This is a genomic window from Deinococcus aetherius, assembly GCF_025997855.1.
Classification (GTDB): Bacteria; Deinococcota; Deinococci; order Deinococcales; family Deinococcaceae; genus Deinococcus; species Deinococcus aetherius.
On record NZ_AP026560.1, the window covers coordinates 1,509,642 to 1,524,607 of the forward strand.

Below are 14,966 nucleotides of genomic sequence, written 5' to 3' on the forward strand. Positions count from 1 at the left end.
TGTCCGTGGTCGACCACTAGTTGCAGCCTGCCTTTGGGTGGGCTGAGGATTGAAACCGTACCGTGACCGCCGCGCATGAGGCGCACGGACTGGTTGCAGCCTGCCTTTGGGTGGGCTGAGGATTGAAACGTGGGGGGCACGTACAGGCCGGGCTCAGCCTGGAGTTGCAGCCTGCCTTTGGGTGGGCTGAGGATTGAAACGATGAGCGACCTCCTCGCTGCCCTCAAGGACGCCGTTGCAGCCTGCCTTTGGGTGGGCTGAGGATTGAAACCATGATAAAGCCCATGTCCTGCAATGAGCGCCCGCGTTGCAGCCTGCCTTTGGGTGGGCTGAGGATTGAAACGCGGCCCAGGTGCGCGCGGCGGCCGACGATCCCGTTGCACTCAGGTCTTGCACCTGGACAGGGTGAGTGAATAACCGTGTTGGCGCAGGAATTCCTCCTCTCGCCAGACCTGTAGGGCGAGTCGCTGAACGACCAGCAGTGGCAAGGCAACCCGGGCGGCGACTTCCGCCGCTTGTTCCAGCGAAAGAGTGTCGGCTCGGCAGAGCATCGACAAGGTGAAGGCGGCAAAGACCAGCAGGACCCAGCGGTCGAGCCCCTGAGCGGTTCGCAACGCGAACCGATTCAGCCCAAAGCCGTGCTTGGCCTCCTTGAAAAAAGACTCGATGGCCCAGCGCTGCCTCCCCTCCCGGGCGACGATGTCGCCCGAGAGCAGGTGGGAGGCGACCGAGAAAAAGGTGCGCTCCCCTCGGTCCACCCGGGCCAGGGTGAGGGTCTCCCAGGGCCAGTTGGCGAGGTTCACCCAGCTCCCGTGTTCGCAGTCCGCTACCGTGACGTGCCCGCGATGGTCAGTCCGACGGGTCGAGCGAACGCCCACCACGAAGTCGAAGCCCAGGTCCCGGACGCCCTGAAGGAACGCGGCCGACTCGAACCCGCTGTCTGCCAGCACCCACACGTCAAAGCGGTGGCTGACTTCGGCGGGCACGGTGGTCAGGAGGTCCAGGGCGAGACGGACGGGGGAAGGGGTCCCCTTCCCCCGATACACCCGGTAGCCCACCGGGAACTTGAGGTCTCGGTACACCGCGTACAGCACCACCAGATGAAGGCCATAGACCTCGTTGTAGACGCGAACGAAGGGCAAGTCGCGTCCCGTTTTCGGGACGCTGGTCAGGTCCACGCACAGCCGCAAACGAGGGTGATGTCTGCGCCGTGCCGCGAGGAGCAGGGCGTCCCATTGGGCCTGGACCAGACTCGCCCAGCACTCGGACGTGTCCCACTCGTAGACGTTCAGCAGGCGACTCAGCGCACTGGCGCTGACCGTGTGGGCCCGGTGCAGCGCTTTTTTCGTCTTCAGGTCAAGGAAGAGCCCCAGCGCAGCCTCCAGGCTGCGCTTCTGGTACGGACGGGTCGGGACAGAGAGGAGCGCATCTGCCAGAATGGACGCGCGCTCCCCGCGAAGCTTGAGGTCATACACACCCTCTTTCTCGCGTCTCGGAGCGCTCTTTCGCTATCTATTCAGGTGCAAGAGATGAGTTGCAGCCTGCCTTTGGGTGGGCTGAGGATTGAAACCCGGCGGGGTCAGGCTGCATGACCGCAATGCCGCTGTTGCAGCCTGCCTTTGGGTGGGCTGAGGATTGAAACTGGGGAAGTAGATCAGGGCTCCGTACACCTGAGTTGCAGCCTGCCTTTGGGTGGGCTGAGGATTGAAACCCCTCGGAGATGGGCACCATGCTCAGCGACCGCAGTTGCAGCCTGCCTTTGGGTGGGCTGAGGATTGAAATCACACCCGCCCCCTACACGAAGGAGCAGAGATGACCGCGTTGCAGCCTGCCTTCCGGTGGGCGAGGAATAAAAGCCCCTACCCGTCCAGCCTCACTTCAGCCACCTTCGCCAGCATCCGGAAGGTCTGGAAGAGGTGCAGGGCGTCCGGGCTCTCCCACGCGACGGTCACGCCGTCCACCCGCTCCACACCCGGCACCCGCTCGCACTGGTCGGCGCGGGCCTGGTGGTTGAAGCTCAGTTCGGCGCGGGCAGGCCAGGTCGTCCTGTACGGTTTGCCCTCCGAGGCGGCCTGCACCGCCCGCTTCGCCCCCTCCCGGATGAGACGCTGCGCCTCAAGTGGGTGGAGGTGAACAGCGGCGAAGCTGCTCAGCCCCTCCTTGACCGCCACGCGCACGACCCCCTCGCCCAGCTCGTTCCCGACCTCGGCCATCGCCACGTCGTCCCCCGAGGCGAAGACCACGGGCACCCCGTAGTGCCCGGCGACGAGCGCGTTCAGGCCGTACTCGCCTGTGTCACGCCCGTTCACCCGGACGTTGCGGATAAAGCCGTTCCAGGTATGCGCCAGCGGGCCCCGCACGCTGCCCGCCCGGGCGTGGTAGCCGACGAAGAGCAGCGCACCCACCCCCGGCTCCTGCACTCCCTGCACCATGCTCAGCGGCTTGTCGCTGCCGCTGGTGTAGCGCACCCCCTCGGGGAGGAGGTCGGGAAGCAGGTTCCGCATGCCGTCATGCGAGTCGTTGACGAGGACTCCGGTCGCGCCGCCCGCAAGTGCTCCCTCGGCAGCGGCGGCGGCCTCCCGCGTCATGCGTTCGCGCGCCGCCTGGTACTCGGTGCCGTTCACCAACCCGCCGAATTCGGGCGGGCTCACCTGCACCCAACTCGTCACGCCGCACACGCCCTCCATGTCCACGCTGATCACGACTTTCACGCTCGGGAGCGTAACAGAGTCGGTGGGGCCCTCACGGCTGCGTCAGGAAGTCACCGACGGCCTGGACGATCTGCGCTTCCGTCGTCGCGCGTTCCACGGTGGGCAGACCGTCGCCCCGCTGCGGGCCGTACCGCCCGAAGAAGGCGTGGACGGCGCCGGGCAGGACGGTGAGCTGGGTGCCCGGCGGCAGGCGCTCCAGCCCGCCCCGCACCTCCCCGGGGCTCGCCACGCCGTCCCGCTCCGCGAGGAGGGAGAGAACCCGCAGGCGCGAGTCGCGCAGGCTGACGTTGTTCGGGGGGTAGGCCCCCATCAGGATCAGGCCCGAGAGCTGGTCCCCGTGCCGCGCCGCGTACCCCGCCGCCATCGCCCCGCCGAGGGAGTGCCCAGCGAGAAAGACCCGCTTACCGGCCCCGAAGCGGCCGATCAGGGCGTCCGCCCGGTTCACGCTCAGCACCGCGAGGTCGAGCGGAAAGACGGGGATGACCGTCCGCACCCCCCGCCCGGCGAGCGCCCTGCCTATCCACTCGTACGCCTGCGGCCGCACGAGGCCCCCGGGGTAGAGGATCAGCAGCGTGTCGGCTTCGGTGCCCACGGGCGCAATGTCGATGAACGGCTGGGGTTCACGCTCCAGCCTGGCCATCGCCCGCGCCCCCGGGTACGCGGCGTCCTGCCCGACCACGAGGGGAGGGCGAACGACGAACCGCCCCGCCGTGGCGGCCAGGAAGCCCAGGAGCAGGAGGAGCAGCCCGGTGAGCAGGAGGCGAGTCATGACGCCAGCGTAGGAGAAGCACAAGGGCGCCGCCCCATGTGGAAGCGGCGCCCTGCGAGGGGGAGGTTCAGACGCGGGTGTCGTCCACCGGCAGCGTGGCGATGGCGCGGTGGGTGGCGGCGCTCCGGGCCCCCAGCACCGAGAGCAGCAGGGTCAGGCCCGCGCTGAGCAGCCAGGCCAAGCCGGTGTTGCGGGCGGCGACGCGCGCGTTTTGCTCGACCGTGTTGGCGACCTGCTGGGCCTGCGTCTGGAGCCGGTTGATCTGGTTGGTCACGGCCGTGCGGACTTCCTGCGCCTGGGCGTTGCTCAGCCCCTGGCGCTGCAGGCGGGTCACGAACTGCGGGCCGGTCAGCGCGTTCTGGATCGCGTTCACGCGGGCGGTGGCGAAGTCGGTGATGTTCGCCGGGTTCACGTTGCCCAGGTCGTACTGGGCGCGGCGGAAGATGCCCGTGACCACGTTGGCGGCGGCGTTCACCTGCGTCTGGTTCAGGCTGGGGCTGTTCTCGGCGATCAAGTTCACCACGTCCTGCTCATCCACACCGCTGAGCAGATTCTGGAGACCGTTCTGGACACCCCCGCTCTGGGCCGCGTTGCCCGCCGCGTTCGTCACCGTGCCCGCCACGTTGCCGAGCAGGTTGGTGGCCGAACCCAGCAGGCTGCTCAGCGCGTTGTAGGTCAGCAGGGTGGTGAGGAGGACGAGCAGGCCGCCGGTGACGAGGCCAGTGAGGCTGGCGTCGTCGTGGGTCATGGCCGCGATGCCGTCGTTGTTGCGGGTGGCGGGGGCGCTGGCGCGCACGGCGGTGCGGCCCGCCGCCCAAGCACCGATCAGCGCGGCGAGCGCGGTCCAGATCGCGGCCTGAATGCCCGTGCCCGTCAGGGTGATGCCGGTCAGCGCGGTGATGACCAGGCCGAGGGCGAGGATGGTCAGGGTGGTGACCAGGCCCAGCACCAGCCCGGCGAAGACGCCGCGCCAGCTCAGGCGGTGGGAGTTGCGGTCTGTGTTCAAGGTCATAGTTTTCTCCTCGTGACGTGCCCCAGGTAGGGGCAAGGCAGTTCGGCACCTACCCTAAACGTCCCGCCTGCCTTTCGCTCGGCGATGTTGCTTAATTCACACCTCACCGAGGCCGCCGCCGGAAGTCGCGTGCCCGCACCTCAACGCGTCCTCCACCCGGATTGGGGCGTGGGGCGACCTCTCATGCGCGTCCCGTTCCCTGGGGTGGGAGGAGAGCCACATGACCAACGGACGGCAGCAACCCCGGACCACCCCGCTCCCCGAGCCCAAGGCTGCCTCGCCGTCGTGACCGGCTCGGACTCGGGCATCGGGCAGGGCATCGCCACCGAGTTCGCCCGCGAGGGAGCAGCGTTGTCATCGCCTCCCACACCGACGCCGAGGGTGCCGCGTCACGGTGATCCGGCTCGACGTGCGCGACCCCCAGGACGTGTCCCGCGCCTTCGAACAGGTGGAGCGGGAACTCGGAGTGCCTGACATCCTCGTGAATAACGCGGGCATCAGCGGCGAGGTGGGGGAGAGAAGGGGATGACGAGCGCGAATCGTCCTGCTCTCGGACGACAAGAACGTCCTGACAACCCGTTTTGCACTTCACATCGAGCGTCCCTGGGGAAGACCGGATGGGGTAACCCCGAGCGGCGTCGTGGGGCGGACCCGGCGGTGGGGCTGGTCACACGCCCCCTCACCCCCGCCCTCTTCGCGAGCAGCTCCACGAGTCCCGCGAGGGGAGAGGGAGAACCAACCTCACACGAACGCGCTGAAGCCCGTGATCGCCCGGCCCACCACCAGAGTGTTGATCTCGTTCGTGCCCTCGTACGAGTAGATCGCCTCGGTGTCGGTGAAGTGCTTGGCGACCCCGTTTTCGAGCAGGATGCCGTTGCCGCCGAAGGTCTCGCGCGCCAGGGCGACCGTCTCGCGGCAGCGGGCCGCCGTGATCACCTTCGCCAGTGCCGCGTGCTCGTCGCGCATGGTGCCCGCGTCGGCCATATGCGAGAGGCGCAGGCACAGCGCGAGGTTGGTCGTCACGTTGCCGAGCATGTGGACGAGGTGGTTCTGGATAAGCTGGAAGTTCCCGATGGGCTTGCCGAACTGCTCGCGCGTCTGGGCGTACCCCAGGGCCAGCTCGTACGCGCCCGCCGCGCACCCGACCGCCTGCCACGCCACACCTGCCCGCGTGAGCCGCAGAATCTCCGCCGTCGTCCGCCAGCCGCGCACCTCCTGAAGGCGGTCGGACTCCGGCACCCGGCAGTCCTTGAGGCTGATCTGCCCGTTCTCCACGATCCGCAGGGCGATCTTGCCCTGAATCTTCTGCACCTCGTAGCCTGGCGTCCCGGCCCGCACGATGAAGCCGCGCACCTCCTGCGTCTCCACGTCGCGCGCCCAGATCACCGTGAAGTCGCTGAAGGTGGAGTTCCCTATCCACTTCTTCTCGCCGTTCAGGACCCAGCCGTCCCCGTCGCGGCGGCAGGTGGTCCGCATCCCCTGGCTGACCTGCGAGCCGCCCTCGGGCTCGGTCAGGCCGAAGGCGCCGATGACCTCCAGGTCGAGCATCCGGGGCAGCCACTCCGCCTTCTGCTGGGCACTGCCGCCCAGCGCGATGGAGGCGAAGGTGAGCCCGGTGTGGACCCCGAAGAACACGGCGGTCGAGACGTCCACCTTGCACGCCTCCAGGGTGATCAGGCCCTCCATGACCGTCGCGTCGGGCTTGCGGGTGCCGTCCTCGTTCCAGACGCGGCGGGGCAGCCCCAGCCGCCGCAACTCGGGGATGATCTGTTTCGGGAACTCGTCCCGGCTCCAGTACTCGTTCATGATCGGCGCGACCGTCCCCTGCATGAACGAGCGCACGGCCATCTGGACATCCTTCTGCTCGTCCGTCAACTCACCGAGCTGCCCGAAGAAGTCGGCGTTCGGCTCGGGCAAGGCGGGCGCCTTGCGGTCACCGCCCGAAAGCGTCCTCGACAGGTGCTTGAGTTGCCCATCGCTCATGCGTGAGGCGGCGTCGATGAGGGCGGGGAGGTCCACCCGCCCGCTCAGGCGACCCAGAGCCTCCAGGTCGATCTGCCCGAGCAGTTCCATCGGGTTCTTCGGTCGGGTCGTCATGCCCCGTTGTACCCGGTGCAGCCCGGCGGGACTGCGAGGGCTCACCCAAGGGCCGTTCACCCACCCTTCAGCGTTAGCGGCCCAGCCTCTAGCATGGGGCCGTGACCCCCCGGCCCACCCGCCCCCTGCCCGCGCGCCCCGCCGGGTACGTGGAACTCGCGCGCTACAGCAGCCTGGGCCGCTTCTGGTCGTACCTGGGGGCCGCCGAGCGCGCCGGGCGCGAGGTCACGCCGACGCGCGGCGACCCGCCCGAGCTGTGCCGCCGCCGCGTGACCGGCTACGCCCTCCCCGGCGCGGCCCTCTTCCTCGACACCGCCCGCGTCGAGGGGCACCTGGAGGACGGCTTCGAGACCCACCCCGCCCTTCTCGCGCTGCTCGGCGGCGACCCTGGTCCCCTGCGCGCTGAGTTGAACGCCCACTACGAGCTGAGGGTGAACTTCGTCCTCGCCTTCACCGCCGGGCGCGACCTGATCGTCAAGCCCGACTTCCGCTTCGCGCCCATCGTGCCCGGCCTGGGCACCCTGCCCGCCGGGTTGCCCCTCCAGGCCCGCCGCCTGGGCCGCGACGAGGTGCATGTGCTCGTGCAGCGGGGCTGCGGGCTGGCGTAGGGGGGACGGGTGGCGGTGGGGCCCGTGCTGTTGAAAGATGAGAGGATGGCTGCCGACCTCATCACCAATTTCTTCGTTCAACTCGGTTTCGCGTCCCCCCTGTTCCTGGTCTGGTGCCTCGGAATCATTCTCGCCGTCACGCGCCGCCCAACACCTCCCGGCTCGTGCTCATCGCGCTGATCCTCCTCCTGGTGACGGGCGTGGTCGGCACGGCCGCGAACGCGGTCCTCCCATTCCTGATCCTGCGCGGCGACGTCGGCGTGGCGGGCAACGGGCTCATCCTGGCGGCAGTGGGGGTCGTCAGAACGCTGCTCGACACCGCCGCCTGGGTCCTGCTCCTGTTGGCGCTGTTTCCCCGGCGCGGGCGGGGCAGGCCGAACGTGGTGGCCGCACCGCCACGCCCGAACTCCGACACGTTCTGAGCGCCGCCCACGTCCCTAGCCGTCGCTCTCCGTCCGCTTCTTCGGCTTGCTCGCCGCGAACTTCGCCAGCCGGGCGGTCAGGGCGGGGGGTGTGTTCGTGAGGATGTGGCGGGAGGCGGGATTGCGCTCCGCGAAGGTCTCCACCCGGTCCAGCATCGCTCCGAACAGGTCCTCCGGGATGTCGAGGGCGGGGGTCAGCCGCACCGTGCGTTTGGAGGAGAGGCTGAGGTTGGCGAGCACGCCCGCCTCGTGAATCTCCCGCAGGGCGAGGATCGCGGTCGCCTCGAACACGAGTTCCTTGAGCACCCCCGGCAGCGGCACGCCCACCATCGGTTTGAACTGCATGGCGAGGAGCATCCCCTGGCCGCGCACGTCCTCGAAGAGGCGTGGAAAGCGGGCTTGAAGGGCCCTCAGCCGCTCCAGCCCGACCCTGCCCAGCCGCAGGCTGCGGGCGGGGAGGTCCTGCTCGACAAGGTATTCGAGCGACCTCAGTCCCACCGCCATCGCCAGCGCGTTGCCGCCGAAGGTGTTCGAGTGCCGCTTGGAACTCAGGCCGCCCAGCATCTTTTTATAGATCGTGTGGCGCACGATGGTCGCCCCCACCGCCGTCATCCCGCCCCCGAGCGGCTTGGCGAGCGTCACGATGTCGGGGTCGAGCCCCTGAGCCGCCGACTCGAACCAGTGCCCGGTGCGGCCCAGCCCGGTCTGAATCTCGTCCGCGATCACCACGATGCCGTGGCGGCGGCACACCTCGCCCACCCCGGTCAGGAAGCCCGGCGGCGGGATGTTCACCCCGCCCTCGCCCTGGATGGGCTCGACGAGCACCGCAATCACGTTCTGCGGCCCCAGGCGCCGAATCAGGGTGGACAGCGCGCCCACGTCCCCGTACGGGCTCGTCAGCGCCCCCGGAATCAGCGGCCGGAACACGTCCTGGTACTCGGGGTTGGGCGTCAGGCTGAGGCTCCCCAGCGTCTTGCCGTGGTAGGCGCTCGAAAAGGAGATGTAGAACTTGCCCCTGGGCCGCCACGCCTTGGCGAACTTCAGTGCGCCCTCGATGGCCTCGGTGCCGCTGGAGCAGAAGAAGACCTGCGAGTCCGCGTGGCTGGGGAGCTCGCGGGCGAGCAGCCGCACGAGGTTGGTCTCCAGGGCCGCCCGCCACGGGCTGCTCGCCTGTTGCGGGAGGGTCTGCGCCCGGTTCTTCTCGGTGAAGTCGCGGATGAACGAGGTGAGCACCGGGGGCATGTCCCCGAACGGGACCGCCGCGTAGCCCGAGGCGTTGATGCGCCGCACGCCGTGCTCGTCCTCCAACTCCCAGGGGCTCACCCGGTAGAAGGGCCCGGCGAGGCCGAGGAGGTTCAGGCCGAAGAGCAGTTCCTCGTTGCCGTAGCGGGTGTCGAGCATCCTGGCCTGCTGCGGGCCGAACTTCTCGTCCAGCACGTCTTGCGCGCGGATGAAGCCTGGGGGGAGGTTGCCCGGCGCCGGGGGGCCCGCTTCTCCGCCGTGGGTCGCTGGCATCCCGGTCACCGGGCGACTCGTTCCTGTGCTGCTCGTCATCGCGGCAGTCTAGCCCCCCGGCCCCGGGGCGAGGGTCCGCCCGGGTCTCAATCCACGTCCACGCCGAGTTCAGGGTGCCGCGCGAGGTGGACGGCCCGGCGCACCTGCTCCGGGAGGTTGCGGTTTTCACTCAGGGGCGGGAGGTGCTCGGGGTCGAACCAGCCGCTCTCCAGCGTCTCGATGTTCTCAGTATGAGGAGAGTCCCCGGTGAGTTCACACAGCACGTTGAGCTGGTACACCGCCCACAGCTCCGGCGGGTGCCCGTGCTGGCTCTTGTCCACCACGCTCAGCAGCCGCACCGCCCGCACCGTGCGCCCCGTCTCCTCGCGGACCTCGCGCTCCGCCATCTGGCGGGGGCTCTCGCCGGGGTCGGCCCACCCGCCCGGCAGGCTCCAGCGCCCGTCCTCGCGCTCGCGGGCCAGAAGCACCTCGCCGTGAACGTTAAGCACCACCGCGCGCACCTCCACCTTGGGGGTGAGGTAGCCCCGCTCCACCCGCAACACCTCGTGAACCTCGTCTGCCGTCTGCCCGGTGGTCTCCGCGAGCAGCTCGGCGGTCAGGGCGAGCAGCCGCTCGAAACGCTGGCGGTCGTAGGGGTCGCGGGTGTACGTCAGGCCCGCCTGGGCGATGGCTTGGAGTTCCCGGAGTTGAGGAAGGGACGGCATACGGAAGCGTCCATCCTCCCGGGCGTCCCGTCAAGATTGCTGGAGCAGAACAGGGCCCGTGGTTGAATGAGGCGTGCCCCGCCGCCCCCGCTCCAGACGCCTGAGGTGGCTGCGGACGCTGGGTGACGTGGCCTTTGTCATCCTGCTGCTGCTCCTGATGCCCGTGATCTTGTTCCTTGCCCTGCCGATCCTGACGCTCGCAGAACGTTGGCGGCGTTGCCCGAACTGCGGACTGCGCGGCACGCTGCGCGACGTCACCCCCCCGCCCCCACCCCTCCCCGGGGACGAGGATTTCTGGTCCGTCCGCCGCAGGACCATTCGAACGCGCCTGTGGCGTTGCGAGCTGTGTGAGGCCGAGTTCGAGGAGCGGGGCGACGACTTGGCTCGCCATGTTCCCGCCGACTCACTTTCCGAATGACCCGCCTGCTCCCCAGGAGGGCCCCGTGCCCGTTATCCTCCCCCCATGCGTCTTGTCAGGATCGAGCATGGGGATGCCCCGCAGTGGGGCCAGGTCGAGGGGGACACCGTTCACCTCACGCGCGGCTTGGGCGGAGAGCGGACGGGGGAGACCGTGCCGCTGGCGGGAGCCACCCTCCTCGCCCCCGCCGAGCCCACCAAGATCGTGTGTGTGGGCCGTAACTACCTCGACCACATCCGCGAGCTGGGGAACGACACGGGGGACGTCCCCAAGGAGCCGGGCATCTTCCTCAAGGGGCCGAACGCCCTCGCCGAGCCGGGTGGCACGGTCGCCTACCCCGACTGGACGCGGAATTTCCACTTCGAGGGCGAGCTTGCCCTGGTGATCGGGCAGCGGGCCCGGGACCTCAAGCCCGACGAGGCCCTGTCCGCCGTCCTGGGCTACACCTGTGGGCTCGACCTCACCGCCCGCGACCTCCAGAAGACCGACCTGCAGTGGTTTCGCGCCAAGGCCGCCGACCGCTTCTGCCCGCTGGGCCCGTGGATCGAGACGGACCTCGACCCCACCGACCTGCGGGTGCAGACCCGGGTAAACGGCGAGCCCCGCCAGGACGGCCGCACCAGCCACATGATCTTCGACGTGGTGCAGATTCTGACCTACGTGACCCGCTTCGTCACCCTGGAACCCGGCGACGTGGTGCTTACCGGCACGCCCGAGGGGGTGGGCCCCCTGGAACGGGGGGACACCGTGGAGGTCGAGGTGGAGGGGGTGGGGACGCTTGTCACCCACATCGGCGGCGGGGAGCATGGCGTTTCCGGCTCCGGGCCCGTCCACACCGGGGGCTGAGGGGGGAGGCCACCCCACCCTGCGCCACGGTTACTCACTGTGGCACCGCGCTAGCCTGGGGACGTGCCCACACGCCGCCGCGCCTGTGCCCTCGCGCTCCTGACCGCTCTCACGGCGGGAGCGAGCCCCGCCACCGACCTGTTCGACGCTGCCACCCGCACCGTGCAGACCCGCTACTACGGCTGGTCCACCGTGGACCGCCAGCAACTCGGGGTGAAGTACGGGGCCGTCCTTGCCGAGAAGTGCGCTCCCCAGGGCGACGCCTGCGACTACGCCACGGGCCGGGCGGTGCTCGGCGACCTCTTCAAGGAACTCGGCGACGACCACACCAACATCCGCGACGCGGAGGGGGCCGAGCGCATCGCGGAGGTCACCTACAACCGCGCGGTGAACCGCACGGGCGTGCGCGTGGCGCGGGTTAAGGGTGGCCTCCTCGTCACCTCGGTCATGCCGGACAGCCCCGCCGAGCGGGCGGACGTGCGCCGGTTCGACCTCATCACCCAGGTGAACGGCGAGGCGGCCGGGAAGGACGTGGCAGACGCGAACCTTCCGGTCGGCCCCAACGAGTTCGTGCGGCTGGAGCGGGCGGGCTCGCCCCTGCGGGTGAGCGTGCGCCGGGCGGGGGGCGCCGACCGTGACCTCACGCTCCCCACCGAGAAGTTGCTCGCCCGCGACGCGCCCACCCTCGCCTGGGCCGGTCCCGAGGGCAAGACGGCCGTGATCCAGTACCCCACCTTCCTGTCCTCGGACTCCTCCGAACTCTTCCTCGCCCGCGTGGCCGAGGCGCAGGCGCGCGGCGCGCGGGCCATCGTCGTCGACGTGCGGTACAACGGCGGCGGCAGCCTGGGCGAGTGCGTGGCCGCCGCGAGCACCTTCGGCCCGGTGCTGTACAAGACCCGCTGGCAGGGCGGTGCCTACACCTACGGCGGCCTGCGCGGCGAGGAGGTCCTGCCCTTCCTCGCCCGCGCCGCCCGGCCCGACTGGAGCCTGTGGCACGGGCCGCTGGCCGTCCTCGTCGGGCCGAACACCGCCTCGTGCGCGGAGGTCTTCACCCACTACGCCCGGCAGGCGGGGGCCATCGTGGTCGGCGAGAAGACGCGCGGGGTGGGCAACAGCGGCGTGGTCTTCCAGCCCATGCCCGACGGGGGCGTGCTCGCCGTGACGGTCCTGCGGGCCTACAGCGACGGGGACCAGCCGCTCCCCGCCTTCATCACGCCCGACGTGGCCGCGCCCACCGACATCGGGGTCCTCACCGCCCAGGGCCGGGACACCACCCTGGAGGCGGCCCTGACCGCCCTGAGCGCCCTGGCGACGCGGACACGGACGCGGGGCTGACGGGGCATGAACGGGAGGTTGAGCCCCATGAAGCCTGAGCGAAGTCCCCGTCAGCCCGGGCGCGCTAGCCTGAACTCCGGGGGCCCGGTGGGGGAGAAGGTGAGATTCAACGCCTGCCCAGCGGGGAAACGCCCTTAGACTAGAATCAGTGCCAGACCATGACCCACTTTCGCCCCGCGCCGTGCCGCCTCACGCCGTGCGGCCCGCCCGACAGAGGGGGAGCCTATGAACCGATACGATGACCGCGCCCGCCTCGTGTTCCACTACGCCCGTGAGGAAGGCAACCGCCTCGGGCACGCGATGGTCGGCCCCGAACACCTCCTCCTCGGCCTGATGCGCGAGGGCGGCACCGCCGCCACCATCCTCAGCGAGTTCGGCGCCTCCCTGGACGGCCTGCGCCGCCGCGTCGAGGAGATCATCGGCCGGGGCGAGGGCAGCCGCCTCAACGACGCTCCCAGCATCACTCCCCGCGCCCGCCGCGTGATGGAACTCGCCTCCGCCGAGGCCCGTTCCCTGGGCGCCCAGGTCACTTCCACCGAGCACATTCTCCTCGGCATCATCCGCGAGGGGGACGGGGTGGCCTTCCGCATCCTCCAGGAACTCACCAAGGACGTGGACACGATCCGCTGGCGGGTCCTCGCGCAGGGTGAGGGCCACGGGAGCGGCAAGCCCGCCAAGCCCGTCGCCACGCCCTTCCTCGACGAGTACGGCCGCGACCTGACCAAGCAGGCCCGCGAGGGCAAGCTCGACCCGGTGATCGGGCGAAGCGAGGAAATCCGCCGCGTCACCCAGATCCTCACCCGCCGCACCAAGAACAACCCGGTGCTGATCGGTGACCCCGGCGTGGGCAAGACCGCCATCGTGGAGGGGCTCGCGCTCGCCATCTTCGAGAAGCGCACGCCCCCCAACCTGCACGACGTTCGGCTCGTCAGCCTCGACCTCTCGGGCGTCGTCGCGGGTACGAAGTACCGGGGCGAGTTCGAGGAGCGGCTGCGCCAGATCATCGAGGAACTGCGCAACGCGAAGGTCATGGCCTTTATCGACGAGCTGCACACCCTCGTCGGCGCGGGCGGCGCGGAGGGGACCCTCGACGCCGCGAATATCCTCAAGCCCGCCCTCAGCAGGGGCGAGATTCAGGTCATCGGCGCCACCACGACCGGCGAGTACCACCGCTACATCGAGAAGGACGCCGCCCTGGAGCGCCGCTTCCAGCCGGTGATCGTGCTGGAGCCCAGCCCCGCCGAGACCCTGCAAATCCTGCGGGGTCTGCGCCACCGCTACGAGGAGCACCACGGGGTCCAGATTCCCGATCAGGCGCTCGAACTGGCCGTCCGCATCGGTGAGCGCAGCCTGCCGGGCCGCAACTTCCCCGACAAGGCCATCGACCTGATCGACGAGGCGGCGAGCCGCGTCCGGCTGAACATGAGCGTCGGCCTGCCCATCACCGAGAACGAGGACGGCGAGCCCATCGTGGCGCGTGAGGACATCGAGAGCGTGATCAACTCGATGGGCGGCGTGTACTCGGAAGAGTCGGCGGCGCAGCTCAGCGACCTCGAAGACCAGCTCACCGATCAGGTGTACGGCCAGCCCGAGGCGATCAAGGCGCTCTCCAGCGCCCTGCGCCGCGCCCGCGTCGGTCTGGGTGGACGCACCCGCGTCTCGGCCAGCTTCCTCTTCGTGGGGCCCAGCGGCGTGGGCAAGACGCACCTCGCCCGGGCGCTCTCGCGCACCCTCTTCGGCTCCGAGCGGTCGCTGATCCGGGTGGACATGAGCGAGTTCCAGGAGTCGCACTCGATCTCGAAACTCATCGGGTCCCCTCCCGGGTACGTGGGCTACGAGCAGGGCGGGCGCCTGACCGAGGCCGTGCGCCGCCAGCCCTTCTCGGTGATCCTCCTCGACGAGATCGAGAAGGCGCACCCGGACATCTACAACACCTTCCTCCAGGTGCTCGACGACGGGCGGCTGACCGACGGGCTGGGCCGGACGGTGGACTTCCGCCGCACGATCATCATCATGACGAGCAACACCGGCTTCAACGTCAACCCGACGGTGGGCTTCTCGCCCGTGACGCCCGACAACAACACGCCGCTGCGGCACATCTTCACGCCCGAATTCCTCGACCGCCTCGACGACGTGATCCGCTTCCGCCCCCTCGGCGAGGACGAACTCGTGAGGGTGGCCCAGCAGCTCCTCGGCGAGATGCGGGAAGAACTCGCCAGCCGCGAGCTGACGGTGACCTTCGACCCCGCCATCGCCGCGTGGCTGGTGAGCAAGCTCAAGTCCCGCAGCCCAAAGCACGCGGTGGGATCGAGCCGTCAGCTCCGCACCCTGGTGCGCGAGGAGATCGAGGACCCGCTGGCGCTGGAACTCATCGGCAACGCGGGCGAGGAACTGCGCGTGGTGCTGAATCAGGACGGCATCCAGTTCGAGCGCGGGACGACGGCGCCGCCGCAGATACTGGCGTGAGCTTGAACGGCACACCAAGAGCCCCGGAGTGTTCGACTCCGGGGCTTTTTCTTTAGGTGTCGG

Annotated in this window: 13 protein-coding genes, 1 pseudogene and 1 CRISPR repeat array; of the genes and pseudogenes, 7 read left to right on the forward strand and 7 right to left on the reverse strand. The window is 69.6% G+C overall.

Features of this window, described 5'->3' with window-relative positions; all coding sequences use genetic code 11:
- The first annotated feature begins 19 nt into the window (after positions 1–19).
- Positions 20–344: direct repeats of the CRISPR family, unit length 37 nt; unit sequence GTTGCAGCCTGCCTTTGGGTGGGCTGAGGATTGAAAC.
- Between the two features lie 39 nt (positions 345–383).
- From DAETH_RS07565 to DAETH_RS07580, 4 genes are all read right to left on the reverse strand, one after another.
- Complete coding sequence (locus tag DAETH_RS07565) at positions 384–1,475, reverse strand: transposase (protein ID WP_264777302.1); 1,092 nt, start codon at positions 1,473–1,475, stop codon at positions 384–386.
- Between the two features lie 384 nt (positions 1,476–1,859).
- Positions 1,860–2,711 carry a M55 family metallopeptidase gene (locus DAETH_RS07570; RefSeq protein ID WP_264777303.1) on the reverse strand — a complete coding sequence of 284 codons (852 nt, stop codon included), beginning with the start codon at positions 2,709–2,711 and terminating at the stop codon, positions 1,860–1,862.
- Positions 2,712–2,742: 31 nt separating this feature from the next.
- Positions 2,743–3,480 carry an alpha/beta hydrolase gene (locus DAETH_RS07575; protein ID WP_264777304.1) on the reverse strand — a complete coding sequence of 246 codons (738 nt, stop codon included), beginning with the start codon at positions 3,478–3,480 and terminating at the stop codon, positions 2,743–2,745.
- A gap of 67 nt (positions 3,481–3,547) precedes the next feature.
- On the reverse strand, positions 3,548–4,492 hold the full coding sequence (locus DAETH_RS07580; protein WP_264777305.1) for a hypothetical protein: 945 nt from the start codon (positions 4,490–4,492) through the stop codon (positions 3,548–3,550).
- A gap of 385 nt (positions 4,493–4,877) precedes the next feature.
- Between DAETH_RS07580 and DAETH_RS07585 the strand changes: the two are divergent.
- A pseudogene (locus DAETH_RS07585) lies at positions 4,878–5,021 on the forward strand (SDR family oxidoreductase); the annotation flags it as partial.
- Between the two features lie 212 nt (positions 5,022–5,233).
- On the opposite strand, the gene DAETH_RS07590 reads toward DAETH_RS07585, so the two are convergent.
- Entirely contained in the window at positions 5,234–6,589 is a 1,356-nt protein-coding gene (locus DAETH_RS07590) for an acyl-CoA dehydrogenase family protein (RefSeq protein ID WP_264777306.1), read from the reverse strand.
- 101 nt (positions 6,590–6,690) lie between these two features.
- Here DAETH_RS07590 and DAETH_RS07595 point away from each other — a divergent pair, with 101 nt between their 5' ends.
- Positions 6,691–7,197: a hypothetical protein gene (locus DAETH_RS07595; RefSeq protein WP_264777307.1), complete on the forward strand. Its 507-nt coding sequence runs from the start codon at positions 6,691–6,693 to the stop codon at positions 7,195–7,197.
- Between the two features lie 113 nt (positions 7,198–7,310).
- A complete protein-coding gene (locus tag DAETH_RS07600; protein WP_264777308.1) occupies positions 7,311–7,619 on the forward strand; it encodes a hypothetical protein in 309 nt (102 codons plus the stop codon).
- A 15-nt stretch (positions 7,620–7,634) separates the two neighbouring features.
- On the opposite strand, the gene DAETH_RS07605 is transcribed toward DAETH_RS07600, so the two are convergent.
- On the reverse strand, positions 7,635–9,134 hold the full coding sequence (locus DAETH_RS07605) for a class-III pyridoxal-phosphate-dependent aminotransferase (RefSeq protein WP_264777407.1): 1,500 nt from the start codon (positions 9,132–9,134) through the stop codon (positions 7,635–7,637).
- An 86-nt stretch (positions 9,135–9,220) separates the two neighbouring features.
- Positions 9,221–9,838 carry an NUDIX hydrolase gene (locus tag DAETH_RS07610; RefSeq protein ID WP_264777309.1) on the reverse strand — a complete coding sequence of 206 codons (618 nt, stop codon included), beginning with the start codon at positions 9,836–9,838 and terminating at the stop codon, positions 9,221–9,223.
- Positions 9,839–9,911: 73 nt separating this feature from the next.
- Here DAETH_RS07610 and DAETH_RS07615 point away from each other — a divergent pair, with 73 nt between their 5' ends.
- From DAETH_RS07615 to DAETH_RS07630, 4 genes are all read left to right on the forward strand, one after another.
- Positions 9,912–10,256 (forward strand): hypothetical protein, encoded by a 345-nt coding sequence (locus DAETH_RS07615; RefSeq protein WP_264777311.1) that lies wholly within the window; start codon positions 9,912–9,914, stop codon positions 10,254–10,256.
- Between the two features lie 45 nt (positions 10,257–10,301).
- On the forward strand, positions 10,302–11,102 hold the full coding sequence (locus DAETH_RS07620) for a fumarylacetoacetate hydrolase family protein (protein WP_264777312.1): 801 nt from the start codon (positions 10,302–10,304) through the stop codon (positions 11,100–11,102).
- A gap of 63 nt (positions 11,103–11,165) precedes the next feature.
- Entirely contained in the window at positions 11,166–12,437 is a 1,272-nt protein-coding gene (locus DAETH_RS07625; protein WP_264777313.1) for a S41 family peptidase, read from the forward strand.
- A gap of 225 nt (positions 12,438–12,662) precedes the next feature.
- Positions 12,663–14,903 (forward strand): ATP-dependent Clp protease ATP-binding subunit, encoded by a 2,241-nt coding sequence (locus tag DAETH_RS07630; protein WP_264777314.1) that lies wholly within the window; start codon positions 12,663–12,665, stop codon positions 14,901–14,903.
- Positions 14,904–14,966: the final 63 nt, after the last annotated feature.